At 61.9% G+C, this 25,529-nt stretch carries 23 protein-coding genes; 16 read left to right on the top strand and 7 right to left on the bottom strand.

From position 1 onward, the window contains the following. Positions 1 to 104: 104 nt before the first annotated feature. Complete coding sequence (locus PRJ_RS26200; RefSeq protein ID WP_104886929.1) at positions 105 to 593, bottom strand: transporter substrate-binding domain-containing protein; 489 nt, start codon at positions 591 to 593, stop codon at positions 105 to 107. A 222-nt stretch (positions 594 to 815) separates the two neighbouring features. Here PRJ_RS26200 and PRJ_RS26195 point away from each other — a divergent pair, with 222 nt between their 5' ends. After that, on the top strand, positions 816 to 1,292 hold the full coding sequence (locus tag PRJ_RS26195; RefSeq protein WP_010955687.1) for a DUF4399 domain-containing protein: 477 nt from the start codon (positions 816 to 818) through the stop codon (positions 1,290 to 1,292). 52 nt (positions 1,293 to 1,344) lie between these two features. Here the strand turns inward: PRJ_RS26195 and PRJ_RS26190 are convergent, their stop codons facing one another. Both PRJ_RS26190 and serA read right to left on the bottom strand, forming a co-directional pair. Beyond that, positions 1,345 to 2,655: an IS4 family transposase gene (locus PRJ_RS26190; RefSeq protein ID WP_104960600.1), complete on the bottom strand. Its 1,311-nt coding sequence runs from the start codon at positions 2,653 to 2,655 to the stop codon at positions 1,345 to 1,347. Between the two features lie 124 nt (positions 2,656 to 2,779). Continuing rightward, on the bottom strand, positions 2,780 to 4,009 hold the full coding sequence (serA, locus tag PRJ_RS26185) for a phosphoglycerate dehydrogenase (protein WP_020189953.1): 1,230 nt from the start codon (positions 4,007 to 4,009) through the stop codon (positions 2,780 to 2,782). Positions 4,010 to 4,180: 171 nt separating this feature from the next. On the opposite strand from serA, the gene PRJ_RS26180 reads away from it, so the two are divergent. The 4 genes from PRJ_RS26180 to PRJ_RS26165 all read left to right on the top strand — a co-directional run bounded on the left by PRJ_RS26180 (position 4,181) and on the right by PRJ_RS26165 (position 8,345). After that, positions 4,181 to 5,578, top strand: coding sequence for an FAD-binding oxidoreductase (locus PRJ_RS26180; RefSeq protein ID WP_020189952.1), 1,398 nt, complete (start codon positions 4,181 to 4,183; stop codon positions 5,576 to 5,578). A 26-nt stretch (positions 5,579 to 5,604) separates the two neighbouring features. After that, positions 5,605 to 6,270 (top strand): fumarylacetoacetate hydrolase family protein, encoded by a 666-nt coding sequence (locus PRJ_RS26175; RefSeq protein ID WP_104962747.1) that lies wholly within the window; start codon positions 5,605 to 5,607, stop codon positions 6,268 to 6,270. 161 nt (positions 6,271 to 6,431) lie between these two features. Next, positions 6,432 to 7,352, top strand: coding sequence for an SdiA-regulated domain-containing protein (locus PRJ_RS26170; RefSeq protein ID WP_104962746.1), 921 nt, complete (start codon positions 6,432 to 6,434; stop codon positions 7,350 to 7,352). A 90-nt stretch (positions 7,353 to 7,442) separates the two neighbouring features. Then, positions 7,443 to 8,345, top strand: a complete 903-nt coding sequence (locus PRJ_RS26165; protein ID WP_104886931.1) for an SdiA-regulated domain-containing protein — start codon at positions 7,443 to 7,445, stop codon at positions 8,343 to 8,345. Positions 8,346 to 8,449: 104 nt separating this feature from the next. On the opposite strand, the gene rpiA is transcribed toward PRJ_RS26165, so the two are convergent. Continuing rightward, entirely contained in the window at positions 8,450 to 9,124 is a 675-nt protein-coding gene (gene rpiA / locus PRJ_RS26160; protein WP_003249004.1) for a ribose-5-phosphate isomerase RpiA, read from the bottom strand. Between the two features lie 133 nt (positions 9,125 to 9,257). Here rpiA and ilvA point away from each other — a divergent pair, with 133 nt between their 5' ends. Further along, the gene (gene ilvA / locus PRJ_RS26155; RefSeq protein ID WP_003249006.1) at positions 9,258 to 10,772 is read left to right on the top strand and encodes a threonine ammonia-lyase, biosynthetic; all 1,515 of its coding nucleotides are present in this window, start codon (positions 9,258 to 9,260) and stop codon (positions 10,770 to 10,772) included. Between the two features lie 147 nt (positions 10,773 to 10,919). Beyond that, positions 10,920 to 11,345 (top strand): DUF2269 domain-containing protein, encoded by a 426-nt coding sequence (locus PRJ_RS26150; RefSeq protein ID WP_012054018.1) that lies wholly within the window; start codon positions 10,920 to 10,922, stop codon positions 11,343 to 11,345. 129 nt (positions 11,346 to 11,474) lie between these two features. Here PRJ_RS26150 and PRJ_RS26145 read toward each other — a convergent pair whose 3' ends face one another. Then, positions 11,475 to 12,131, bottom strand: coding sequence for an HAD family phosphatase (locus tag PRJ_RS26145; RefSeq protein WP_010955680.1), 657 nt, complete (start codon positions 12,129 to 12,131; stop codon positions 11,475 to 11,477). Positions 12,132 to 12,272: 141 nt separating this feature from the next. Between PRJ_RS26145 and PRJ_RS26140 the strand changes: the two genes are divergently transcribed. After that, positions 12,273 to 12,752, top strand: a complete 480-nt coding sequence (locus PRJ_RS26140) for an RNA pyrophosphohydrolase (RefSeq protein ID WP_003249017.1) — start codon at positions 12,273 to 12,275, stop codon at positions 12,750 to 12,752. Positions 12,753 to 12,774: 22 nt separating this feature from the next. Then, the gene (ptsP, locus tag PRJ_RS26135) at positions 12,775 to 15,054 is read left to right on the top strand and encodes a phosphoenolpyruvate--protein phosphotransferase (protein WP_003249020.1); all 2,280 of its coding nucleotides are present in this window, start codon (positions 12,775 to 12,777) and stop codon (positions 15,052 to 15,054) included. 136 nt (positions 15,055 to 15,190) lie between these two features. On the opposite strand, the gene PRJ_RS26130 is transcribed toward ptsP, so the two are convergent. Beyond that, on the bottom strand, positions 15,191 to 15,937 hold the full coding sequence (locus PRJ_RS26130; protein ID WP_014861378.1) for an NRDE family protein: 747 nt from the start codon (positions 15,935 to 15,937) through the stop codon (positions 15,191 to 15,193). Positions 15,938 to 16,067: 130 nt separating this feature from the next. Here PRJ_RS26130 and PRJ_RS26125 point away from each other — a divergent pair, with 130 nt between their 5' ends. From PRJ_RS26125 to PRJ_RS26115, 3 genes are read left to right on the top strand one after another with little or no spacing between them, the layout of a single operon-like run. Beyond that, complete coding sequence (locus tag PRJ_RS26125) at positions 16,068 to 16,850, top strand: sulfite exporter TauE/SafE family protein (protein WP_064613749.1); 783 nt, start codon at positions 16,068 to 16,070, stop codon at positions 16,848 to 16,850. 16 nt (positions 16,851 to 16,866) lie between these two features. Then, entirely contained in the window at positions 16,867 to 17,673 is an 807-nt protein-coding gene (gene lgt, locus PRJ_RS26120) for a prolipoprotein diacylglyceryl transferase (RefSeq protein WP_010955678.1), read from the top strand. Positions 17,674 to 17,724: 51 nt separating this feature from the next. Continuing rightward, the gene (locus PRJ_RS26115; protein WP_010955677.1) at positions 17,725 to 18,696 is read left to right on the top strand and encodes a thymidylate synthase; all 972 of its coding nucleotides are present in this window, start codon (positions 17,725 to 17,727) and stop codon (positions 18,694 to 18,696) included. Between the two features lie 118 nt (positions 18,697 to 18,814). Here the strand turns inward: PRJ_RS26115 and cadR are convergent, their stop codons facing one another. After that, entirely contained in the window at positions 18,815 to 19,258 is a 444-nt protein-coding gene (cadR, locus tag PRJ_RS26110; protein ID WP_019439122.1) for a cadmium resistance transcriptional regulator CadR, read from the bottom strand. A gap of 83 nt (positions 19,259 to 19,341) precedes the next feature. Between cadR and PRJ_RS26105 the strand changes: the two genes are divergently transcribed. The 4 genes from PRJ_RS26105 (at position 19,342) to PRJ_RS26085 (ending at position 25,519) form a co-directional block, all read left to right on the top strand. Further along, the gene (locus tag PRJ_RS26105; RefSeq protein ID WP_104962745.1) at positions 19,342 to 21,600 is read left to right on the top strand and encodes a heavy metal translocating P-type ATPase; all 2,259 of its coding nucleotides are present in this window, start codon (positions 19,342 to 19,344) and stop codon (positions 21,598 to 21,600) included. A 9-nt stretch (positions 21,601 to 21,609) separates the two neighbouring features. Further along, positions 21,610 to 22,479, top strand: a complete 870-nt coding sequence (locus PRJ_RS26100) for a LysR family transcriptional regulator (RefSeq protein ID WP_010955674.1) — start codon at positions 21,610 to 21,612, stop codon at positions 22,477 to 22,479. Positions 22,480 to 22,734: 255 nt separating this feature from the next. Continuing rightward, on the top strand, positions 22,735 to 23,793 hold the full coding sequence (locus tag PRJ_RS26090; RefSeq protein ID WP_104962744.1) for a putative 2-aminoethylphosphonate ABC transporter ATP-binding protein: 1,059 nt from the start codon (positions 22,735 to 22,737) through the stop codon (positions 23,791 to 23,793). Between the two features lies 1 nt (position 23,794). Further along, on the top strand, positions 23,795 to 25,519 hold the full coding sequence (locus PRJ_RS26085) for a putative 2-aminoethylphosphonate ABC transporter permease subunit (protein ID WP_104962743.1): 1,725 nt from the start codon (positions 23,795 to 23,797) through the stop codon (positions 25,517 to 25,519). Positions 25,520 to 25,529 lie beyond the last annotated feature (10 nt).

The raw sequence follows: 25,529 nt of genomic DNA, 5'->3' as shown, positions 1-25,529 counted from the left end.
GCTCCTACACACATTGGTGGTGGACACACGTCGAGGGTCGGACCCAGGCCGCCGTAGGAGCGGGTTTACCCGCGAAGAGGCCGGCATAGGTTGCAAACAAGACCTCACTGCCCGCCTGCAGTCTCCTGCACACCCTTGAACCACTTCTGCTCAAGTTCGGCAGTCCGGCCACTGTCTTTCAAACGCTGCAACGCATTGTTTACAGCACTTTCAAAAGCCGGGTTGTCCTTCTGGAACGGGATCACCAGCTTCTTCTCGCCAATCGGCAGGCTTACATCGAGCGGGCCGTCGCCTGTGAGCGATTCACTCGACGGGGTGAATGTGATGTCGTACTTGCCACTCTCGACACCCGCCAGCACTTCGGTAGCCGGGGCTTCGACGAACTCGGCGCGCAAATCCAGTTCCTTGGCCAGGGCCTGGCCAAATTCGATGTCGAAACCTGTCAGGTGGTCGTCTTGCTTGAAGGCGTATGGCGAGTTCTCGGCCTGTACGGCAATGCGCAGTTCGCCCCGGTCGGCGATTTCGTCGATCAGCTCCGCCTGAGCCAATGGACTGATCAGTACTGCCAGCAGTACCCCTATGGTCGAACGCATGTATGCCCCTTTTCTTTTAGCAGTTTGAAATCGATCGCCACGGCTTTCTTCCTCGCCGTGATCGAGCGCAGCCTATGACCTTCAAGCCTCGGCATTGTTTAACCCTGACGGAAATATTTCTGTCAGGCAATGTGAACACCTTGGCGGTTATTTCAACTAAGGTGAACTACCGCCGCTTTTGGATGACAGCTGCGGTCAATAAGTGAACCACAGGAGAAGTGAATGAACAGCCTATTTTCGCGTGCTGCCGTTGCCGGTCTGCTGATGGGAGCGTCGGTGTTCGCCAGTGCCGCAGACGCCCTGAAGAGCCAGGAGCCGCCCAAGGAGGCGAAGGTCTTCATCGTTTCCCCCGCCGATGGTGCCACGGTCGACAAGACCTTCACCGTCAAGTTCGGTATCGAGGGTATGGGCCTCAAACCTGCGGGTGACCAAACCCCGCACACCGGGCACCACCATCTGCTGGTGGATGTCGACAAAGAGCCGGTGGCTGACATGCCGCTGCCGACCAGCCTGATGCCAGAGGCCGGCGTCGCACTGCCGAAGGGGCCGCAAGTGCTGCACTTCGGCAAGGCACAGACCGAAACCAGCATTACCCTGACCCCGGGCAAGCACACCCTGCAACTGATTCTGGGTGACCAGTATCATGTGCCGTTCAAGCCTAGCGTCGAGTCGAAGAAGATCACGGTTGAAGTGAAATAAAAAAAGGGAGGCCACCAGGGTAATGCCAGTCAGTTAAGCTGACTGGCATTTTTCATTTTCGGGTGGGGTACTTCGCTGGACGTTGCTTCACCGTTCGCGGAAACCATCGGTCAGGCCGTCGATGTGGCAAGACATATTGTGCCGCCGAAGCCTGCAGATCCGACAAAAATCCCGGCAAATTTCCGGGGTGGTTCAAGGATGTGCCATGCAGCAAGCCCAGTATTGCCCAGCTACAGGCAGTAAAACTCATCTCGCATGGGTACACACCAGGGCACTGTCGAGACATTTGCACCATCTGATAACGCAACAGGTTGTAGCCCAGCAGTACGCCCCATAGCTCTTGCGCAATCATCTCCGGCGTCTTGCTTCTCAGCGTATATTCACCACCTAAAAGCCCTTGCTTGATCTCTCGATATCCCAGTTCGATTTCCCAACGCTGACTGTAAAGGTCGACGATCTCATCACCCGGGAAACGCAGCGGATCGACCATTGAGGTCAGTACGCTCACCACCTTGCCTTTAATCGTCTTGCTTAACAGCCGTGCTCGAGTCTCCAGCGGCAGGCCGGGCCATTGCTTACGGGCTTGTGGCGAGGTGCGCAGAATGACTACGGCATCGTTGCGCCCAAGCTTGTGCTCGACTTCGTACTGGCTACCCTTCTTCAAAGGAATAAGCCAATGACGCTGCTCGCCTTGTGATTGCCAGTGATGCAGCAAACCCAACGAGTAGAAACCTTTATCGAACAGGGTCAGCGAGTGATCAGGCGTGGTAGCGATCAACTGTTCGGCCAGCTTCATTTCGCTACTGTGATAGCTCTCGAAAGTACTGCTTATCAGCAGATGGCTAGTCAGTTCCATCTGGCAGACCATTCGGACTTGAGGGTAACTGCCATCGCCATGCTGATTGGTCGCGCCGCCGTAGCACGCCCGATTTTCTGCGGTGTCGGGGGTATTCCAGACGACGCCATCCACACCCAAAAGTGTTAACCCCAACCATTGAGGGTGTTGGACTTCTGCATGCCATCGCTGCTGGGTGAGCGAAAACACCTCGCGAACCGCTTCGCTACCCAGCCGTTGCCGTCCCTGAACAACAGCGCTGGGCGCCACCAGCGGTCGCTTGCCCGGCAGCATGATGTCCATGTGATTCACGACATCCCAAGCCGACATCCGGCGGAACAACGCCATGCCGATGATGCACCAGACCAGGCTTTCCAACGGCAACCGGCGCTTACGTATAGTCGAGACACCTGCCGTTTCGAAGGCCTGTTTCACAATGTCTGGATCAAGCAAGGCTCCAAGCCCTTCGAGGGCATGTGGCCGCGATGCCATTTCATGAGTGAGGGACAGGGCTTTTGACAGGCGCATAAAAAATCCGATGCTCGTTTCCAAGCATCGGATTTTGCGGCCTATGGGCTAAAGGTCAATGCGTCAGTCTTAACTGACTGGCATTAGGCCACCAGGGCCTCCCTTTTTCATACCGCCAGCGACCTTAGAACAGGACGCGCGAACGGATGGTGCCTTTGACCTGTTGCAGTTTTTCCTGCGCCAGGTCCGAGTACTCGGCGTCAACATCGATTACCACGTAACCGACTTTCTCGTTGGTCTGCAGGAACTGACCGGAGATGTTGATACCGTTCTCGGCGAAGACCTTGTTGATCTCGCTGAGCACGCCCGGGATGTTTTCGTGAATGTGCAGCAGACGGTGTTTGCCTGGGTGCGCTGGCAGGGCCACTTCCGGGAAGTTGACCGAGGACACCGAAGTACCGTTGTCGCTGTACTTGACCAGTTTCTCGGCCACTTCCAGGCCGATGTTGGCCTGGGCTTCGGCGGTGGAACCACCGATATGCGGGGTCAGGATCACGTTGTCGAGGCCGCGCAGCGGGCTCTCGAACTCTTCGTCGTTGGAGCGTGGCTCGACCGGGAACACGTCGATGGCGGCGCCGATCAGGTGCTTGTCCTTGATGGCAGCGGCCAGGTGGTCCAGCTCGACCACGGTGCCACGGGCGGCGTTGATCAGGATCGCGCCCTTCTTCATCGAGCGGATTTCCTTCTCGCCGATCATCCACTGGGTGGATGGCAGCTCAGGCACGTGCAGCGAGACGATGTCGGCCAGGCTCAGCAGCTCGTTCAGGCTGGTGACCTGCACGGCGTTGCCCAGTGGCAGCTTGGTCAGCGGGTCGAAGAAGTACACCTGCATGCCCATGTTCTCAGCCAGTACCGAAAGCTGGGTACCAATCGAGCCGTAGCCGACGATGCCCAGTTTCTTGCCGCGGATTTCGAACGAGTTGGCCGCGCTCTTGATCCAGCCGCCACGGTGGCAGGAGGCGTTCTTCTCTGGGATGCCGCGCAGCAGCAGGATGGCTTCGGCCAGTACCAGCTCGGCGACCGAGCGGGTGTTGGAGTATGGCGCGTTGAACACGGCGATACCGCGCTCGCGGGCAGCTTCCAGGTCAACCTGGTTGGTACCGATGCAGAAGCAGCCAACTGCGACCAGCTTCTTGGCGCAGTCGAAGATCTCTTCGGTGAGCTGGGTACGCGAACGGATGCCGATGAAGTGGGCATCGGCGATCTTTTCCTTCAGCTCGGCTTCCGGCAACGAACCAGTGAGGTATTCGATGTTGGTGTAGCCGGCGGCCTTGAGGGTATCGACCGCGTTCTGGTGCACACCTTCAAGAAGAAGGAACCGGATCTTGCTCTTGTCGAGAGAAGTCTTGCTCATCTGCGTAAACCTGTATCCCGGAGATAAATTGGCGAGGGGTGATGCCAGGCGCGAGGGCAGCCTTAGCATGAACAGCGGGAGGGCTATGCTAGCATACGCGACACAATCTGAGCTTATCCCGACAGGTGAAGAGTGCTCAGGGTGACCATGAATAAGTCGAGAGTTCCAGCGATGACCCATCCCGCTGTTATTGAAGAACTGATGACCCTTGTCGACCCTGGCAAGGTCCTGACTGACCCGGTTTCCCTCGAAGCGTATGGCAAGGACTGGACCAAGCATTACCCGCCTGCGCCCAGCGCCATCGTCTTTCCCAAAACGATAGAACAGGTGCAAGCCATTGTGCACTGGGCCAATGCGCACAAGGTGGCGCTGGTGCCCTCTGGCGGGCGCACCGGGCTTTCTGCCGGCGCCGTGGCGGCCAATGGCGAGGTTGTCGTCGCCTTCGACTACATGAACCAGATCCTTGGCTTCAATGCTTTCGACCGTACTGTGGTTTGCCAGCCAGGGGTCGTCACCCGCCAGCTGCAAACCTACGCCGAAGAGCAAGGCCTTTATTACCCGGTGGACTTCGCTTCCAGCGGTTCCAGCCAGATTGGCGGCAATATCGGCACCAATGCCGGCGGGATCAAGGTGATTCGTTACGGTATGACCCGCAACTGGGTGGCCGGGCTGAAAGTGGTCACCGGCAAGGGCGAGTTGCTGGAGCTGAACAAAGACCTGATCAAGAACGCCACCGGCTACGACCTGCGCCAGCTGTTCATTGGTGCCGAGGGTACGCTGGGCTTCGTGGTCGAGGCCACCATGCGCCTGGACCGCGCACCGCGCAACCTCACCGCCATGGTGCTGGGCACACCGGACTTCGACTCGATCATGCCGGTGCTGCACGCCTTCCAGGGCAAGCTGGACCTGACCGCTTTCGAGTTCTTCTCCGACAAGGGGCTGGCCAAGATCCTCGCCCGCGGCGATGTGCCTGCGCCCTTCGCGACGGATTGCCCGTTCTATGCGCTGCTTGAGTTCGAGGCCAGCACTGAAGACGTGGCCAACGAAGCATTGGCTACCTTCGAGCATTGCGTCGAGCAGGGTTGGGTGCTGGATGGGGTGATGAGCCAGAGCGAAACCCAGCTGAAAAACCTGTGGAAGCTGCGCGAGTACCTGTCGGAAACCATTTCGCACTGGACACCGTACAAGAACGACATTTCCGTCACCGTCTCGAAAGTGCCTGCGTTCCTGCGCGATATCGACGCCATCGTCTCTGAACATTATCCGGACTATGAAGTGGTGTGGTACGGCCATATTGGTGACGGCAACCTGCACCTGAACATCCTCAAGCCTGAGCATATGAGCAAGGACGACTTCTTCGCTTCGTGTGCCAAGGTCAACAAGTGGGTGTTCGAGATCGTCGAGCGTTACAACGGGTCGATTTCTGCCGAGCATGGCGTGGGCATGACCAAGCGTGACTACCTGGGCTACAGCCGCTCCCCTGAAGAAATCGCCTGCATGAAGGCAATAAAGGCCGTGTTCGACCCTAACGGCATCATGAATCCGGGTAAGATCTTCGCACCTGAATAAAAAGCAGTATCCAGAAGGAGTCGGCCATGAGTTACCAGCACCAGTACGTAGACGGCACGCGCATTCACTTCCCCCTGGGCAAGGTGGTGTGCATCGGCCGTAACTATGCCGAGCATGCCAAGGAACTGGACAACCCGATCCCCACCGAGCCGCTGCTGTTCATCAAGCCAGGCAGCTGCGTGGTGCCGGCCGAAGGTGGCTTCAAGATCCCGGCCGAGCGTGGGTCGGTGCACTATGAGGTTGAAATCGCCGTGCTGCTGGGCAAGCCGCTGTCGACCCACCCGAGCGAGGAAGAGGTGCTGGACGCCATTTCCGGTTACGCACCGGCGCTGGACCTGACCCTGCGCGAAGTGCAGGCCAAACTGAAGGAAAAGGGCCTGCCTTGGGAGCTGGCCAAGTGCTTTGACGGCGCTTGCGTGCTGCCACCGTTCGTCTCGGCCGCCAGCTTCGAGGACGTGACAGACATCCCGGTGCGCCTGACCGTGAACGGCGAAGTACGCCAGGATGGTAACAGCGCGATGATGCTGAACCCGATCGTGCCGATGATTCAGTACATGGCAGCACATTTCTCGCTACAAGCGGGGGATGTGATCCTCACCGGTACCCCGGCCGGCGTCGGGCCGTTCAATGTCGGTGACGAGCTGGTGCTGGAGCTGCCGGGTGTGAGCCGCTTCGAAAGCCGGGTGCTTTAACTCGAAACCGCGTCGCCTTCTTCGCGGGTAAACCCGCTCCTACAGGGATTGCAGCGCCTTGGGAGCGGGCAGGCCCGCGAAGAGGCCGGCCCTGTTTACCGATTTTTCACACCCAATCCGGATAATGCGCGCACCTACGCCCATTTTCCCAGGATCACCGCATGCCATCCTCCTCCAGCGCCCCGGCAACTCCCAAGCGTCGCTTCTACCTGCGCTGGCCCTTCGGCCTGGCCGTGGCGGCGGTGATCGGCTATGGCGTGGCCGTGGCCATGCACTGGGATGACCGCGGTGCACTGTGGGTAAAAGAAAGCTTCGAAAGCACCGCCGAGCGCAGCGAAAGCGTGTGGCTGCCGGATTACCAGGTGGACATCGACGCCAAACCGCTGCCGGGCATGGACGATGATGAAGCCTCGGATGTGGCCTTCAACCCGCAGACCCGCACGCTGTTCGCGGTCATGGGCAAGAACCCGTTCCTGGTCGAGCTGAGCCTGGAGGGCGATGTACTGCGCAAGATCCCGCTCAACGGCTGGAACAACCCCGAAGGCGTCGCGGTGCTGGAAGACGGCAACCTGGCCATCACCGACGAGCGCCTGCATGACCTGACCGTGGTCAAGGTGGACGCGCAGACCACTGCACTGAATCACGATGACTTCCCGAGCCACGACCTGGGCCCTTCGATCAAGAGCAACAAGGGCTTCGAGGCCATCGCCTGGGACCCGCTGCGCCAGCGCCTGATCATTGGCGAGGAGCGCCCGCCCAAGCTGTATACCTGGAACACCGATGGCCGCAGCCCGCTCAAGGGTGAGAAGCAGCCGTTGCCTAGCGATGAACTCGACTTGCGCAACCTGTCTGCGCTGGGTGTCGACCCGCGTACTGGCCACTTGCTGGTGCTTTCGGCCGACTCCAACATGCTGCTGGAGCTGGACGAGCAGGGCCAGCAAGTCAGCTTCATGACGCTGCTGGGCGGCTTCAACGGGCTTGAAGGCACCATTCCGCGGGCGGAAGGGGTGGCCATGGACGACAAGGGCACCTTGTACATGGTCAGCGAGCCGGCGCTTTTCTATCGATTCCAAAAAAACTGACAACATCATCAGATTTGCCTGACGCTTGCATTAAGCTTTGCTTCAGCCATTCATGATTAGATTCGCCATCCTTGTGTCGAGTCTGTCCCTATGCGTCGTTTTGTTCGCCTGTTCCTTGTTCTGGCTGCCCTTGGTCTGTTGCTGCTTGGCTGGGCCGGGCAGGAGTTTCGCCTGTTCGAGCGTGGCTGGTTCAATCTCAAGACCTGGTGGCAGCCTGTGGAGCGCAGCATTGGCCTGGATCGCTACCGGGTGGTGCTGGAGGCGCAACCGATCGAAGGGCTGGATGATGACATTTCGGCGCTGACCTACGACCCCGACCGCAAAACCCTCTTCACGGTCACCAACGCCCGTTCGGAGCTGATCGAGCTGTCGCTGGATGGCCGTATCCTGCGCCGTGTGCCGCTGACTGGCTTCGGCGACCCGGAAGCTGTGGAGTACGTTGGGCCAAACAGCTATGTGATCACCGACGAGCGTCAGCAACGGCTGATTCGCGTACGTCTGGAAGACGACACGATGTTTCTCGATGCCGGTGATGCCGAACAGCTGACGTTGGGTATTGGCCTCAATGGCAACAAAGGCTTCGAGGGCCTGGCGTACGATTCGGCGGGCAAGCGCCTGTTCGTGGCGAAGGAGCGTGACCCGATGCTGATCTATGAGGTGCATGGCTTCCCTCATGACAATCCGGAAAAGCCCTACGCCGTGCATGTGGTGCAGGACCGCAAGCGCGATTCACGGTTGTTTGTGCGGGACTTGTCGAGCTTGCAGTTCGATGAACGCAGCGGGCATTTGCTGGCGTTGTCGGACGAGTCTCGGTTGGTGCTGGAGCTGGATGTACAGGGCCAGCCGCTGAGTACCTTGTCGTTGCGCAAGGGCTTCCAGGGGTTGCAGGCGACGGTGCCGCAGGCTGAGGGGATTGCGATGGATGAAGCGGGGACCATTTACCTGGTCAGTGAGCCGAACCTGTTCTATGTGTTCAAGCAGCCGGCTGACTGATCGCCTGTCAGGGCCTGTTCGTGGGTAAACCCGCTCCTACAGGGATCGCCACGGTTCCAGGCCTGTGGGGTACCTTGTAGGAGCGGGTTTACCCGCGAAGGGTTTTACTCGGCCTTCAGGCTCTTCACGCCTTCAGCGGTACCCAGCAGCAGCAGATCCGCCGGCCGCGCCGCGAACAGGCCGTTGGTCACCACGCCGACGATGGCGTTGATCTGCGCTTCCAGCTCCACCGGGTTGGTGATCTGCAGGTTGTACACATCCAGGATCACGTTGCCGTTGTCGGTGACCACGCCTTCACGGTACACCGGGTCGCCACCCAGCTTCACCAGCTGACGCGCCACGTGACTGCGGGCCATGGGGATCACTTCGACCGGCAGCGGGAAGGCCCCCAGTACTGGCACCAGCTTGCTGCCGTCGGCGATGCAGATGAAGGTCTTGGCCACGGCCGCGACGATCTTTTCGCGGGTCAGGGCTGCGCCGCCGCCCTTGATCAGGTGCAGGTGTGCGTCGCTCTCGTCAGCACCGTCCACGTAGAACTCAAGCTCGCTGACGCTGTTCAGTTCGTAGACCGGGATGCCATGGCCCTTCAGGCGCTGGGCAGTGGCTTCGGAGCTGGCGACTGCGCCGTCGAACGCGGTCTTGTGCTGAGCCAGGGCATCGATGAAGAAGTTGGCGGTCGAACCGGTACCGACGCCTACGACGCTCTTTTCATCCAGCTTGGGCAGAATGAAGTCGACAGCGGCCTGGGCGACGGCCTGTTTGAGTTGGTCCTGGGTCATGCGGGCTCCGGAAGGGGCAGGGCGGTTTCAAAGTTGCCTAGTATAACGGCTCGCACGGCTTTGCTGTGGTCGCCCGACGTAGCGCTGGGGTAGACTCCCAGCCCTCGTCCCGCGGCCCAGTGATGCTTTCCCGATGCTTGAACAGTACGTCAAGAAGATCCTCACCTCGCGCGTCTATGACGTTGCCGTCGAAACCCCGTTGCAGAGCGCCGGGCAGCTGAGTAAGCGCCTGGGCAACCAGATTCTGCTCAAGCGCGAAGACCTGCAGCCAGTATTCTCGTTCAAGATCCGCGGCGCCTATAACAAACTGGCCCAGCTGAGCCCGGAAGAACTGGCCCGTGGCGTGGTCACCGCCTCGGCCGGCAACCACGCCCAAGGCCTGGCCCTGGCCGCGCGCGAAATGGGCATCAAGGCTACCATCGTGATGCCCAAGACTACTCCGGAGATCAAGGTCGAAGGCGTGCGCTCGCGCGGTGGCAAGGTGGTGCTGCATGGCGATTCGTTCCCTGAAGCGCTGGCCTACTCGCTGAAACTGGTCGATGAAAAGGGCTTCGTCTACGTTCACCCTTACGACGATCCGCACACCATCGCCGGGCAGGGCACCGTCGCCATGGAAATCCTGCGCCAACACCCTGGCCAGCTGGATGCGATCTTCGTGCCGGTGGGCGGTGGCGGCCTGATCGCTGGCATTGCTGCCTACGTGAAGTACCTGCGTCCGGAAATCAAGGTAATCGGTGTCGAGCCGGACGATTCCAATTGCCTGCAGGCGGCCATGGCTGCCGGTGAGCGCGTGGTGCTGCCGCAGGTCGGGCTGTTCGCCGATGGCGTGGCGGTGGCGCAGATTGGCCAGCACACGTTCGATATCTGCCGCCACCATGTGGACGAAGTCGTCACTGTCAGTACCGATGAAATCTGTGCAGCAATCAAGGATATCTACGACGATACCCGCTCGATCACCGAGCCTGCTGGCGCGCTAGGTGTGGCGGGCATCAAGAAGTACGTCGAGCTATACGGCGTCAGCGGCCAGACCTTGGTGGCCATCGACTCCGGTGCCAACGTCAATTTCGATCGCCTGCGCCATGTGGCCGAACGTGCCGAGCTGGGTGAAAAGCGCGAGGCGATCATCGCCGTGACCATCCCTGAGCGCCCGGGTAGCTTCAAGGCCTTCTGCGAGGCTATCGGCAAGCGTCAGATCACCGAGTTCAACTACCGCAAGCACACCTCTGACGAAGCGCATATCTTCGTTGGGGTGCAGACCCACCCGGAAAACGACCCCCGCGCAGCGCTGGTGCAGCAACTGACCGAGCAGGGCTTCCCGGTTACCGATCTGACCGACAACGAACTGGCCAAGCTGCATATTCGTCATATGGTCGGCGGCCACTCGGCCGGTGCCAGCGACGAAATGGTGCTGCGCTTCGAATTCCCCGAGCGGCCGGGGGCGCTGTTCAACTTCCTCAACAAGCTGGGCGGGCGCTGGAACATCTCGATGTTCCACTACCGCAACCATGGCGCGGCTGACGGGCGCGTGGTGGCGGGGCTGCAGGTACCGGAGGACGAACGTCACCTGGTGCCGGCAGCGCTGGCCAAGATCGGTTACCCGTACTGGGACGAGACCGAAAACCCGGCCTACAAACTGTTCCTGGGCTGAGCGGCTAAGCTAGGGCTGATGGCCCTTTCGCGGGCTTGCCCGCTCCCACAGGTACTGCGCAGGCCTAAAGGCCTGAGATACCTTGGCAGGAGCGGGTAAGCCCGCGAAGAAGCTACCGCAAAATGCCCGTTTAAGGACGACCGAGAGATGGAACACCTGACCACGCTCAAGACCCTGCACATCATCGCCACCGCGCTGCTGCTTCTGGGCGCCCTGGGCCTGGCGATCTGGACCTGGCGCGCCCGCCGTCAGGGCGATGCCGAAGCCTACGCCAAGCTGCTGCGCCGGCCGTTGGTGTTTGTCTGGCTGGTGATGGGGCTGTGCCTGGTGAGCATGCCGTTCACCGGCTGGTGGCTGGTACATCTGGTGGGCTGGCCACTGGGGCAGACTTGGGTGTTGGCATCCAGTGTCATCTATACCTTTGGTGCGTTTGCCGTGTGGTGGCTACTGGTGCGGCTGAACCGGCTGCGCAAGGCCGAGGTAGTGGGGTTGCGGTTTACCTTGGCGCTGGCGGTGTTCAGTGGGGTTTGCTTCCTGTCCATTGCCGGGCTGATGGGGGCCAAGCCGGTCTGACAGCCTTGTGCTGTTTGTGCCGGCCTCTTCGCGGGTGAACCCGCTCCTACAGGTACAGCGCAGCCCTCAAGGCCTGTGGTGATTCCTGTGGGAGCGGGCGTGCCCGCGAAAAGGCCGGCACGCGAAACCTCAATCCCGTAGCGAGATCACCGGCCACCCACGCTTATCCGCCTCGGCCCGCAGGTCCGGGGCCGGGTCCACTGCTACTGCATGCGTCACCCGCTGCAACAACGGCAGGTCATTCATCGAGTCGCTATAGAAGTAGCTGTCCTCAAGATCAAAGCCGTTCTCCAGCATCCAGCGCTCCAGCCGCGTCACTTTGCCTTCACGGAAACACGGTATATCGGTACTACGCCCGGTATAGCGGCCGTCGCGCACCTCGCATTCGGTTGCCAGCAACACCCGCACCCCCAGGCGCCGGGCGATCGGTGCGGTGACGAAGCGGTTGGTAGCGGTGATGATCACCAGCTGGTCGCCCGCCTCGCGGTGCTGCTGCAGCAAGGCCAGGGCCTTGGGCAGGACGATGGGCTCGATGCAGTCGCGCATGAAGTCGCGGTGCCACTCGTCGAGCCGGGCCATGGGTGTTGCCGCCAGGATCTCCATGGAAAAGGCCAGGTAGGCCTGCAGGTCCAGGGTGCCATTGAGGTAATCCTGGTAGAAGCTGTCGTTGCGTTGCTTGTAGGCGACTGGGTCGAGAATGCCGCGCTCGCAAAGATAGTCACCCCAGGCATGGTCGCTGTCGCCACCGAGGAGGGTATTGTCCAGGTCGAATAAAGCCAGGCGCATCGCGGTCACTCGCATCAGCCACAGGGTAGGCCCGCAGAATACGGAGTTTTCACGCAGCTGCACATAAGCTTGGCGGGCGCGTTGCTGCGCTCGCAAGCTTTGTGGAACAATGCGTTGACATGCGTTTGCGAGGTTGCTGCCGTGATCGACCCGGATGGTTTTCGCCCCAATGTCGGGATCATTCTCACGAATGATGCCGGGCAGGTGCTATGGGCTCGACGGATCAACCAGGATGCCTGGCAATTCCCCCAGGGTGGTATCAACCCTGACGAGACGCCGGAAGACGCCCTGTACCGCGAGCTGAACGAAGAAGTTGGCCTTGAACGCGACGATGTAGAAATTCTTGCCTGCACCCGTGGCTGGTTGCGTTATCGTTTACCCCAGCGATTGGTACGTACCCACAGCCAGCCGCTGTGCATCGGCCAGAAGCAGAAGTGGTTCCTGCTGCGCCTGGTCAGCAACGAACAACGGGTGCGGATGGACCTGACCGGCAAGCCGGAATTCGACGGCTGGCGCTGGGTGAGCTATTGGTATCCGCTGGGCCAGGTTGTGACATTCAAGCGCGAGGTGTACCGGCGCGCCCTGAAAGAGCTAGCACCGCGTCTGTTGACGCGCGACTGACGACGGAGTTCGACCCCGAGCCATGCTCAATACGCTGCGCAAGATCGTCCAGGAAGTAAACTCCGCCAAAGATCTCAAGTCGGCGTTGGGGATCATTGTCTTGCGCGTCAAGGAAGCCATGGGCAGCCAGGTCTGCTCGGTCTACCTGCTCGACCCGGAAACCAACCGCTTCGTGCTGATGGCTACCGAAGGCCTGAACAAGCGCTCCATCGGCAAGGTCAGCATGGCCCCCAACGAAGGCCTGGTTGGCCTGGTCGGTACCCGGGAAGAGCCGCTGAACCTGGAAAACGCCGCCGACCACCCGCGTTACCGCTACTTTGCCGAAACCGGCGAAGAGAAATTCGCCTCCTTCCTGGGTGCGCCGATCATTCACCACCGCCGTGTGGTCGGGGTACTGGTCATCCAGCAAAAGGAGCGCCGTCAGTTCGACGAGGGCGAGGAAGCCTTCCTGGTCACCATGAGCGCCCAGCTTGCCGGGGTTATCGCCCACGCCGAGGCTACCGGCTCGATCCGTGGCCTGGGCCGTCAGGGCAAAGGTATTCAGGAAGCGCGCTTCGTGGGTGTGCCGGGTTCGCCTGGTGCCGCGGTGGGGCGTGCGGTGGTGATGTTGCCGCCGGCCGACCTGGAAGTGGTCCCGGACAAGACAGTCGATGACATCGACGCCGAACTCAAGCTGTTCCAGAACGCCCTGGAAGGTGTGCGCGACGACATGCGCAAGCTTTCGGCCAAACTGGCCACCCAGCTGCGCCCGGAAGAGCGTGCGCTGTTCGACGTCTATCTGATGATGCTTGAAGACGCAGCCCTGGGCGGTGAGGTGACCGAGGTCATCAAGACCGGCCAATGGGCCCAGGGCGCCCTGCGCCAGGTGGTTGGTGAGCACGTCAATCGCTTCGAGCTGATGGACGACGACTACCTGCGTGAGCGTGCCTCCGACGTCAAGGACCTGGGGCGCCGCCTTTTGGCCTACCTGCAGGAAGCGCGTTCGCAGTCGCTGGTGTATGCCGACAACACCATCCTGGTCAGTGAGGAACTGACACCGGCCATGCTCGGTGAAGTGCCGGAAGGCAAGCTGGTCGGCCTGGTCTCGGTACTCGGCTCGGGCAACTCCCACGTCGCCATCCTCGCGCGGGCCATGGGTATCCCCACGGTGATGGGCCTGGTCGACCTGCCATACTCCAAGGTCGACGGTATTGAACTGATCGTCGACGGCTACAAGGGCGAGGTGTTCACCAACCCCAGTGAAGTGCTGCGCAAGCAGTACAGCGAAGTGGTCGAGGAGGAACGCCAGCTGGCCCAAGGGCTGGATGCACTGCGCGAACTTCCGTGCGTCACCCCCGACGGCCATCGCATGCCCCTGTGGGTCAACACCGGCCTGCTCGCTGACGTGGCCCGTGCCCAGCAGCGCGGTGCCGAAGGGGTAGGCCTGTACCGCACTGAAGTGCCGTTCATGATCAACCAGCGCTTCCCCAGTGAGAAAGAGCAGCTGGCCATCTATCGTGAGCAACTGGCGGCCTTCCACCCGCTGCCGGTGACCATGCGTACCCTCGACATCGGTGGCGACAAGGCACTGTCGTACTTCCCCATCAAGGAAGAAAACCCGTTCCTCGGCTGGCGCGGCATCCGCGTCACCCTCGACCACCCGGAAATCTTCCTGGTACAGACCCGCGCCATGCTCAAGGCCAGCGAGGGCCTGAACAACCTGCGCATCCTGCTGCCGATGATTTCCGGCATTCACGAGCTGGAAGAGGCGCTGCACCTGATCCACCGTGCCTGGGGTGAAGTGCGTGACGAAGGTACCGATGTACCGATGCCGCCAGTGGGTGTGATGGTGGAAATTCCGGCGGCGGTGTACCAGACCAAGGAGCTGGCGCGGCAGGTGGACTTCCTGTCGGTAGGCTCCAACGACCTGACCCAGTATCTGCTGGCGGTGGACCGCAACAACCCGCGGGTCGCCGACCTGTACGATTACCTGCACCCGGCGGTACTGCAGGCGCTGAACACGGTGGTGCGCGACGCCCATGGCGAAGGCAAGCCGGTGAGCATCTGCGGCGAGATGGCCGGTGACCCGGCGGCGGCGGTCCTGTTGATGGCCATGGGCTTCGACAGCCTGTCGATGAACGCCACCAACCTGCCGAAGGTGAAGTGGATGCTGCGCCAGATCAATATGGGCAAGGCCAAGGAACTGCTGGCCGAGGCCTTGAGCCATGACAACCCGCAGGTTATCCACAGCTCGCTGCAACTGGCCCTGAAGAACCTTGGGTTGGCGCGGATGATTGGGCCTGGGGCTAATAAAACCCTGTGAGGGTGATGCTGCCTGTGCCGGCCTCTTCGCGGGTGAACCCGCTCCTACAACCGACCTGCGCCCACCAATGTGTACCCCCGATCAGTGTAGGAGCGGGTTTACCCGCGAAGAGGCCCGAACAGACAACATCAAATGTTCAGGCCAACAACTCAATTTCCCCCAAATGCCCGCCAAAAGGCCCGAAACTGCGCTCAACCAGCCGCCTTTGCCCCTGGTCATCCACAATGAGCACTGTGCTCGCCCGGGTCCCGTAATTCTGGCTGGCGATGAAGACGCTCGACAGCAACTTCTCGGTCGCCAACCCCACGCCTGTCTCGGGTAGGTCTCCATCAGCCGCGGGCTCGTTATCCGCGAGTAAAGCCAGCAGCCTGTGCGGCTCCGGCGTGTCCAGCAGGTTTTCCAGCCCGTCACGTGCCTTCACCAGCTTCGGCCACGGTGTATCCAGCCCGGCGTTCGAAAGCCCGTAAACCCCAGCCTTCAGCAGGCGCGGCGTGGCCTCACGGGCATGCAGATAGCCCAGTCGCTGCCCATCACCCACCAGCAGGTTGAACCCCGAGTACTGCCCGCTACGGCTGGCCACCTGGTCCAGGTAAGCCTCGACCCCTAGCTCGCCCTGCAGAAACGCCGCCACCAGCTCACCCCGCGAGCGAGGCCCCGGCGCCTGGCCCGGGTCGCGGATGTTGGTCAGCGCGGCAAAGCGCCCCTGTGGGCCTACGCCCAGCCAGGTACCGCCTGCCTCCAGGTCGCGCCCGGCATGCACCCCAGGTGCATCCTCCCAGGCCGCCAGGGGCTGAGTGGGGCGGGCATAGAATTCGTCGCGGTTGGCCGCCACGATCAGCGGCAGGGCGTGCCCCGGCCGCCAGGCAAATACGATCAGGCACATAGGTTGGGCCTCTGTGTTTTTTGGTCACTGTACCCACAGCAACGATGCGGATCCATCCTGACACAGAGTTCACTAGAGCCCCGAGCCCGGCTTCCGTTACCATGCCGGATTGATTTCTAGGGGACGCCGAATGGAATTCGTGCTCTATCTGTTGTTGGGCGCCTGTGCCGGTGTGCTGGCCGGGCTGTTCGGCGTGGGCGGCGGCATCATCATCGTGCCGGTGCTGGTGTTCAGCTTTACCCTGCAGGGTTTCGACGCTTCGGTGCTGACCCACCTGGCCGTCGGCACGTCATTGGCCACCATCGTCTTCACCTCGATCAACGCCGTGCGGGAGCACCACCGCAAGCGCGCGGTGCAATGGCCGATCTTCGTCTGGATGACCTTCGGCATCCTCCTGGGGGCCGGTGTCGGTGCCAAGACCGCTTCGCTGATCCAGGGCCCACTGCTGCAAAAGATCATCGGTGTGTTCGCCCTGGTCATCGCCGCGCAGATGGCCCTTGACCTCAAACCCAAGGCCAGCCGTGGCGTCCCCGGTAAACCTGGGCTGATCGGTGCAGGTGGCGTGATTGGCTGGGCCTCGGCCATTTTCGGCATTGGCGGTGGTTCGCTGACGGTGCCGTTCCTCACCTGGCGTAGCCTGCCCATGCAGCAGGCAGTGGCCACGTCATCGGCCTGTGGCCTGCCGATTGCTGTGGCCAGTGCCCTAAGCTTCATGCTGCTGGGTTGGCACGAGGAGCACCTGCCGCCCCACAGCCTGGGTTACGTGTACCTGCCGGCGCTGGTCGGCATTGCCGTGACCAGCATGTTCTTCGCCCGCTTCGGCGCGCGCCTGGCGCACAAGCTGTCGCCCCGTTTGTTGAAACGCCTGTTCGCAGCCCTGCTGTTCTGTGTCGGCCTCAGCTTTTTGATTTGAATCGAGAGGAAGTTCCATGCTGCCTTACCCGCAGATAGACCCCGTGGCCCTGGCCATCGGGCCGCTGAAAATCCATTGGTACGGCCTGATGTACCTGATCGGCATCGGCGGTGCCTGGCTGCTGGCCTCACGCCGGCTGAACCGCTTCGACCCCACCTGGAACCGCGAGAAGCTGTCCGACCTGGTGTTCTGGCTGTCGATGGGGGTGATTGTCGGCGGGCGCCTGGGCTATGTGCTGTTCTACGACTTGCACGCCTACCTGGCCAACCCGACGCTGATCTTCGAGGTATGGAAAGGCGGTATGTCGTTCCACGGCGGCTTCATCGGCGTGATGCTGGCGGCCTTGTGGTTCGGCAAGCGCAACAACAAGTCGTTCTTCGAGCTGATGGACTTCGTCGCCCCGCTGGTGCCGATTGGCCTGGGTGCCGGGCGTATCGGCAACTTCATCAACGCCGAGCTGTGGGGCAAACCCACCGACGTCCCATGGGCGATGATCTTCCCGCCGTTCAGCGACCCGGCCCAGTTGCCGCGCCACCCGTCACAGCTCTACCAGTTCGCCCTTGAGGGCGTGGCGCTGTTCGTCATCCTGTGGCTGTTCTCGCGCAAGCCACGGCCGACCATGGCGGTGTCGGGAATGTTCTCGTTGTGCTATGGCATCTTCCGCTTCGCCGTGGAGTTTGTCCGGGTGCCGGATGCACAACTCGGTTACATCGCGTTCGGCTGGCTCACTCAAGGCCAGTTGCTGTGCATTCCGATGATAGTCGGTGGCCTCGTCTTGATCTGGTGGGCTTATAATCGCAAGCCTACGGCGAAACCCGCCTGATTAATCCCACGGCAGGGGCCATCCCCCTGCCGTTTTTGCTACAGGTAAGCCATGAAACAGTATCTGGACCTGGTCCGCGACGTCATTGATAACGGCACGTTGCAGGGAAACCGCACCGGCATCCGCACCATCAGCCTGCCGGGCGCGATGCTGCGTTTCGACCTGCAGAAGGGCTTTCCGGCCATTACCACGCGCAAGCTGGCGTTCAAGTCGGCGATCGGTGAAATGGTCGGTTTCCTGCGTGGCGTGAAGAACGCCGGTGAGTTCCGTGAGCTTGGCTGCAAGGTCTGGGACCAGAACGCCAACGAAAACGCCCAGTGGCTGGCCAACCCGTTCCGTCAGGGCCATGATGACCTGGGCGAGATCTATGGCGTGCAATGGCGCCAGTGGCCGGGCTACAAGCGCATCCCGCTGAGCAACCCGGCGGCCATCGAAATGGCCGAGCAAGCCGGTTTCCGCCGCATTGCCCAGGACGAAGAGGACGGCGTCGCGTTCGTCATCCTGTACAAGGCGATCGACCAGGTGCGCCAGTGCCTGGACACCATCGCCAACGACCCGGGTAGCCGCCGCATCCTGTTCCACGGCTGGAACTGCGCGCAACTGGACGAAATGGCACTGCCACCGTGTCACTTGCTGTACCAGTTCCACCCGAATGTCGAGACCAGGGAAATTTCCCTGACCCTATACATCCGCTCCAACGACCTGGGGCTGGGCACACCGTTCAACCTCACCGAAGGCGCGGCGCTGCTGTCGCTGTTCGGCCGCCTGACCGGCTATACACCGCGCTGGTTCACCTACTTCATCGGCGATGCCCATGTGTATGAAAACCACCTGGACATGCTCAACGAGCAGCTCAAGCGCGAGCCGTTGGAAGCGCCGAAGCTGGTGATCAGCGACCGTGTTCCGGCATTTGCCGAAACTGGCAAGTATGAGCCGGAGTGGCTGGAGAAGATTGAGCCGAGTGATTTCTGGCTGGAAGGCTATGAGCACCATGCGCCGATGACAGCGCCGATGGCGGTCTGATAGATCTTCATTGTTCGAACTGGCCTCTTCGCGGGTGAACCCGCTCCTACGGGGTACTGCACAGGCCTAAGTCCTGCGCGGTCCATGTAGGAGCGGGTTCACCCGCGAAGCTTCTGGCTTAATGCCCATGACTCCGCCCCACATGCGAATGCTCGGTATCCGGCACCGATACCGCCCCGTTCGTCTCCAGTTGCTGCAAGATCGCGCATTCACTCCCCTGCGCGTTGCAGCGCCGCCGCAGCTCCACCAGCTGCTCCTGCAATGCCACCAGGCCATCGATCCGCGCCTGAACATGCTCGATATGCTCGTCGATCAGCGCATTGACGCTGCCGCACGCGTCGGCGGGGCTGTCGCGCAGGCGTAGCAGGCTGCGAATTTCGTCCAGGGTCATGTCCAGCGTGCGACAGTTGCGGATGAAGGTCAGCCGCTCCACATGGGCCTGGGTGTACAACCGGTAGTTGCCCTCGCTGCGCGCCGGCTCCGGCAGCAGGTTTTCACGCTCGTAGTAGCGGATGGTTTCCACCGCGCAGTCGGTGGCTTTGGCCAGTTCTCCGATCTTCATCGCGAAATCTCCAGCAAGTGGCTTGACCCTATAGTGGCTACAGGGTGTTCACTTGGCAACAGGCTCAATTTAAGGATGACCCCATGAACCAGCCTGTCAGCCACGAACACAAGCATCCGCACGATCACGATCACGCTCATGGTAATGACGACCATGGCCATGCTGCCCACGGCCACAGCTGCTGCGGCGCCAAAGCCGCGCCGCCGCTGGTGCAACTGAGCGAAACGGCCAGTGCCCAGGCACAACTCAGCCTTTTCCGCATCGAGGCCATGGACTGTCCCACCGAACAGACCCTGATTCAGGACAAACTGAGCAAGCTGGCCGGTATCGAACAGCTGGAGTTCAACCTGATCAACCGCGTGCTTGGCGTGCGTCACACCCTGGACGGCACCGCCAACATCGAGCGGGCGATCGACAGCCTGGGCATGAAGGCCGAGCCGATTGCCGCCCAGGACGACGGCAGCGTCAGCGTGCCACAACCGGCCAAGGCCCGCTGGTGGCCACTGGCATTGTCGGGCGTTGCCGCAATCGCCGCCGAAATCGTGCACTTTGCTGCACTCGCCCCGGAATGGATGGTGGCGGGCCTGGCACTGGCAGCGATTCTCGGTTGCGGCCTGGGTACCTACAAGAAGGGCTGGATTGCCCTGAAAAACCGGAACCTCAACATCAATGCGCTGATGAGTATCGCCGTGACGGGGGCCGTATTGATCGGCCAGTGGCCGGAAGCGGCTATGGTGATGGTGCTGTTCACCGTTGCCGAACTGATCGAAGCGCGCTCGCTGGACCGTGCGCGCAATGCCATCGGCGGCTTGATGCAACTGACCCCGGACATGGCTACGGTGCAGCAGGCCGATGGCCAGTGGCGCGAGCTGGAAGTGCGTGAGGTAGACATCGGCGCACTGGTGCGGGTGCGCCCGGGTGAGCGCATCGGCCTGGACGGTGAAGTGACCAGTGGGCAATCCAGTGTCGATCAGGCGCCGATTACCGGCGAAAGCCTGCCTATAGAGAAGGGTGTGGGCGACAAGCTATTTGCTGGCACCATCAACCAGGCGGGGGCGCTGGAATTTCGCGTCACCGCCGCTGCCGGGCAGTCGACACTGGCGCGGATCATCAAGGCGGTGGAGGAAGCGCAGGGCGCGCGGGCGCCCACCCAGCGCTTCGTCGACCGTTTCTCGCGCATCTACACCCCGGTGGTGTTCGCCATTGCCCTGGCCGTGGCGCTGATACCACCGCTGTTCCTGGCTGGCGCCTGGTTCGACTGGGTATACCGCGCCTTGGTGCTGCTGGTGGTGGCCTGCCCCTGCGCGCTGGTGATCTCGACTCCGGTGACCATCGTCAGTGGCCTGGCCGCCGCTGCGCGCAAAGGCATCCTGATCAAGGGTGGCGTGTACCTGGAGGGTGGCCGCCACCTGGATTTTCTGGCCCTGGACAAGACCGGCACCATCACCCATGGCAAGCCGGTGCAGACCGACGCCAAGGTGCTGGCGCCGCTGTTCGAAGACCGTGCGCAAGCCTTGGCGGCCAGCCTGGGCGAGCGTTCGGACCACCCGGTGTCCCGCGCCATCGCCGAGTTCGGCAAGCAGCAAGGCCTGGCCTTGAGCGAGGTCAGTGACTTCGCCGCCCTGGCCGGGCGTGGCGTGCGTGGTGTCATTGCCGGTGAGGTCTACCACTTGGGCAACCACCGCCTGGTCGAGGAGCTGGGGCTGTGTTCGCCAGCGCTGGAGGCCCAACTGGATGCGCTGGAGCGCCAGGGCAAGACCGTGGTCCTGCTGCTTGACCGCTCCGGGCCACTGGCACTTTTCGCCGTGGCCGACACGGTCAAGGACAGCAGCCGTCAGGCGATCGCTGAATTGCATCAGCTGGGTATCAAGACTGTCATGCTGACCGGTGACAATCCGCATACTGCGCAGGCCATTGCCGCCGTGGTGGGGATCGACCGCGCCGAGGGCAACCTGTTGCCGGCCGACAAGCTGAGAACCATTGAGGCGTTGTACGCCCAGGGCCATCGGGTGGGCATGGTCGGTGACGGCATCAACGACGCCCCGGCACTGGCCCGCGCCGAAATCGGTTTTGCCATGGCTGCTGCCGGCACCGACACCGCCATCGAGACGGCCGATGTGGCGCTGATGGACGATGACTTGCGCAAAATCCCGGCCTTCGTCAGGCTGTCGCGCCAAAGTGCGGCGATTCTCATGCAGAACATCGTCCTGGCGTTGGGCATCAAGGCGATATTTCTGGCGATCACCTTCGCCGGCATGGCCACGATGTGGATGGCGGTGTTCGCTGATATGGGCGTGAGCTTGCTGGTGGTGTTCAACGGCTTGCGCCTTTTGCGCAAATAGAGGACGTACATGCTGAGTTCCGAGCTGAAGGCCTTCTACATGGTGGCCCGTCTGGGCAGCATCACCCAGGCGGCGAAGAAGCTTGGCCTCAGCCAGCCCACGGTGACCACGCAGATCCGCAGCCTGGAAGGCCAGTACGCCGTGGAGCTGTTCTACCGCGGCGGGCGGCGCCTGGTGTTGAGTGAGGAGGGCTTACGCCTGCTGCCGATGGTCAAGGCGCTGCTGCAGCAGGAAGCCGACATCGAGTTCGAGCTGCGCAACAGTGGCCAGGCCCAGGGCAGCCTGCGCATCGCTGCCACTGCGCCTTACTACATTCTCGACCTGGTCAAGATCTATCGCGAACGCCTGCCGCAGGTTGAAGTGGCGGTGGAGATCGGCAACTCGCAGCAGGTGCTGGAAATGCTCGAGGATTACCGGGTGGACATTGCCGCGTCGTCGCAATGGGTGGAGGACGCACGGTTGGTGCGGCGGATACTGGGCACTGACCCTTTGGTGGTGGCGGTGCATCGCAACCATCCGCTGGCCCATCGCCAGACGGTGTCGATCGAGGTGGTGTCGGGGCATTGCCTGCTGATGCGCGAGAAGGGCTCGACCACACGCAAGCTGACCGAGCAGATGATGCAGGAGGCTGGGGTCAAGGCCAGCGCCATGATGGAAATCGGCAGCCGCGAGTCGATCCGCGAAGCGGTGCTGCGCAATATCGGCATCAGCGTGATTGCCCGCCATGAGGTGCCGCACAATCCCGAACTCCGGGTGCTGGCGCTGGAAAATGCGCCGGTGATGCATGAGTACCTGTATTGCCTGAAGGAGCGGCGCCAGGCCCGGTTGCCGGCGGCATTCCTGGGGGTGGCGCAGGAAGTGGCCGGTTCGCAGTTCTAGATTCGTGTTGGCTTGTTCGCGGGTAAACCCGCTCCTGCATTTCTGCAAACACGCATGCCTGCATTTCTGCGATCGCGCATGCCTGCATTTTCCGCGAACACGCATTCCGTTGTAGGAGCGGGTTTACCCGCGAAGAGGCCGGTACAGGCCACTACTAAATCTACCTATACCACTATCACCGGCTTTTGCCTTAAAGCCACAGAACCTTCGCACAGCCTACCTAGCATGGCCCCATCTCTTCGATGAGGCCATGCCATGAACCACACCACCCCCGGCGCACAGATAAAAGTGTGCAACATCCACAAGCGCTTCGGTGCCTTTACGGCGCTCAACGATGTCTCGCTGGACATCGCCGCGGGCGAACTGGTGTGCCTGCTCGGCCCATCCGGCTGTGGCAAGACCACGTTGCTGCGTTGCATTGCCGGCCTGGAGCGCCAGGATCGCGGTACGCTGTACATCGGCGAACGTGATATCTCCGATCTGTCCCCCCAGGCGCGCGACTACGGCATCCTGTTCCAGTCCTACGCGCTGTTTCCCAACCTTACCGTCGAAGCCAATATCGCCTATGGCCTGACGGGCAGTGGTCGCGAGCAGGCCCGTCAGCGGGTGGCCGAAATGCTCGAACTGGTAGGCCTGTCTGGCAGCGAGAAGAAGTACCCAGGCCAGCTCTCCGGTGGCCAGCAGCAACGTGTGGCCCTGGCCCGCGCGCTGGCACCGTCGCCATCGCTGCTGCTGCTCGATGAGCCGATGTCGGCGCTGGACGCCCGGGTGCGCGAGCACTTGTGCACCGAATTGCGTCAGCTGCAGCGCCAACTGGGCATCACCACGTTGATGGTTACCCACAACCAGGACGAGGCCATGTTGATGGCCGACCGCATCGCGGTGATGAACAACGGCCAGGTCGAGCAGTACGCCACCCCGCAGGAAATCTATGACCACCCGGCCACGCCGTTCGTGGCCGAGTTCGTCGGCCAGGGCAACTGGCTGCCGTTCCAGCGCAGCAGCGACAGCCATGCCCTGGTTGGCGACATGAACATGCGCCTGGCGCCGGGTTCAGCCCAGGCCAGCAGTGGCCGGCTGTTCTGCCGCCCGGAAGCGATCACGGTCAACCCGGTGGTGCACGAAGAAAACCTGTTCCCGGCCATGGTCCGCGAAATCACCTTCCTCGGTAACCGCTGCCGCATGAGTTTTGAACTCAAGGCCCTGCCAGGCCATGCCCTGCTGGCCGAGCTGGCCCCTGAGGCCATGCCGCGCCTGGGCTCGCAGGACATCTGGGTGGCGTTGCCGCCGCAGAGCCTGCAGGTGTTTGCCTGAGATGGCCGCGCCAATGTCCCTGCCGTTGAGCCAGGCCAAAGCCGCGCCGCGTGCTGGCATCGCCCTGGGTGACCGGCTGTTCGTCGTCGGCGGCAAGAGCCTGCTGCTGATCCTGTTGGTGCTGGCCGTGCTGATGCCGTTGCTGGCGATCTTCTGGCGTGGTTTCAGCGGTGAAGCGGGCCAGGGCGGTGGTTTGCTGGCGGCCCGTGAACTGTTTGCCAGCGCCAGCTTCCACTGGCTGCTTGGCAACAGCCTGTCGGTGGCCTTCACTGTCGCGGCCATTGTGGTACCGCTGGCCTATTTGTTCGCCTTTGCCCTGCAACGCACGTTGATTCCGGCCAAGGGCCTGTGGCGGGGGATTTCGCTGCTGCCATTGCTGGCACCGTCGATGCTGCCGGCCATCGCCCTGGTCTACCTGTTTGGCAACCAGGGCCTGCTGCGTGGGTTGCTCAGCGACAATATCTACGGCTTCTGGGGCATCGTGCTGGGCGAGGCCATCTATACCTTCCCGCATGCGCTGATGATTCTGCTGTCGGCACTGTCACTGGCCGATGCTCGCCTGTTCGATGCGGCCTCCAGCATGGGGGCAGGCTCGTGGCGTGCGTTCACCAGCATCACCTGGCCGGCCTCGCGCCAGGCGGTATTCGCGGCGTTCTGCCTGGTATTCACGCTGACTATCACAGACTTCGGTGTACCGGTCGTGGTGGGGGGCGACTACCAAGTGCTGGCGCTGGAAGCCTACAAGGCGGTGGTGGGCCAGCAACAGTTCGGCCGTGGCGCGCTGATCGGCATGGTGCTGCTGTTGCCGGCCCTGTTCAGCTTTACCGTCGACGCCTGGCTGCGTAGACGCCAGGGCGAGGCCATGGGCGGCCGTGCCCAGGTGTTCGAACCCAAGCCATCACGCGGCCGCGATGCCTGCTTCCTGACCATTGTGCTGCTGGTGTGCGCGGCGTTGCTGGTGGTGATCGGTATGGCGGTGTACTCCTCGCTGGTCACTTTCTGGCCCTACAACCTGTCGTTGTCGCTGCGCCACTACATGTTCGAAGACACTGCCGGTGGCGGCTGGCTGGCCTACCGCAATAGCGTGACCATGGCCATTGGCACCGCGCTGATCGGCAGCATCGTGATCTTCACTGGTGCCTACCTGATGGAGAAGACCCAGGGCCAACGCCTGCTCAACCATGCGCTGCGCCTGCTCAGCTTCATCCCCATGGCCGTGCCGGGCCTGGTACTGGGCCTGGGCTACGTATTCTTCTTCAACCTGAACGGCAACCCGCTGCATGTGCTGTACGGCGGCATGGGGTTGCTGGTGGTGTGCACCATTGCCCATTACCTGACCACCGCGCAGATGACCGCGACCACCGCTCTGCGCCAACTCGACGGCGAGTTCGAGGCCGCCGCGCTGTCGCTGAAAGCGCCGTTGTACAAGCACTTCCTGCGCGTGACCGTGCCGATTTGCCTGCCGGCGCTGCTGGACATCATCCGCTACCTGTTCGTATCGGCGATGACCACCGTGTCGGCAGCGATCTTTCTGTACAGCCCCGACACCATCCTGGCTGCCGTTGCCGTGCTGAACATGGACGACGCCGGCAACGTTGGCGGTGCCGCCGCCATGTCCACCTTGATCCTGCTGACCAGTGCCGGCGCTTCACTGTTGCTGGCTGCAGCCTCGCGCGGCCTGCTGCGCCGCTCCCAAGCCTGGCGCCAACGCGCCGCGACCGTCTGACCTGTAAGGA

Origin of the sequence: Pseudomonas sp. XWY-1 (assembly GCF_002953115.1) — a bacterium.
GTDB lineage: Bacteria > Pseudomonadota > Gammaproteobacteria > Pseudomonadales > Pseudomonadaceae > Aquipseudomonas > Aquipseudomonas alloputida.
The sequence above is the reverse complement of the archived record's forward strand: the minus strand, read 5'-3'. Positions and strand labels throughout refer to the sequence as shown.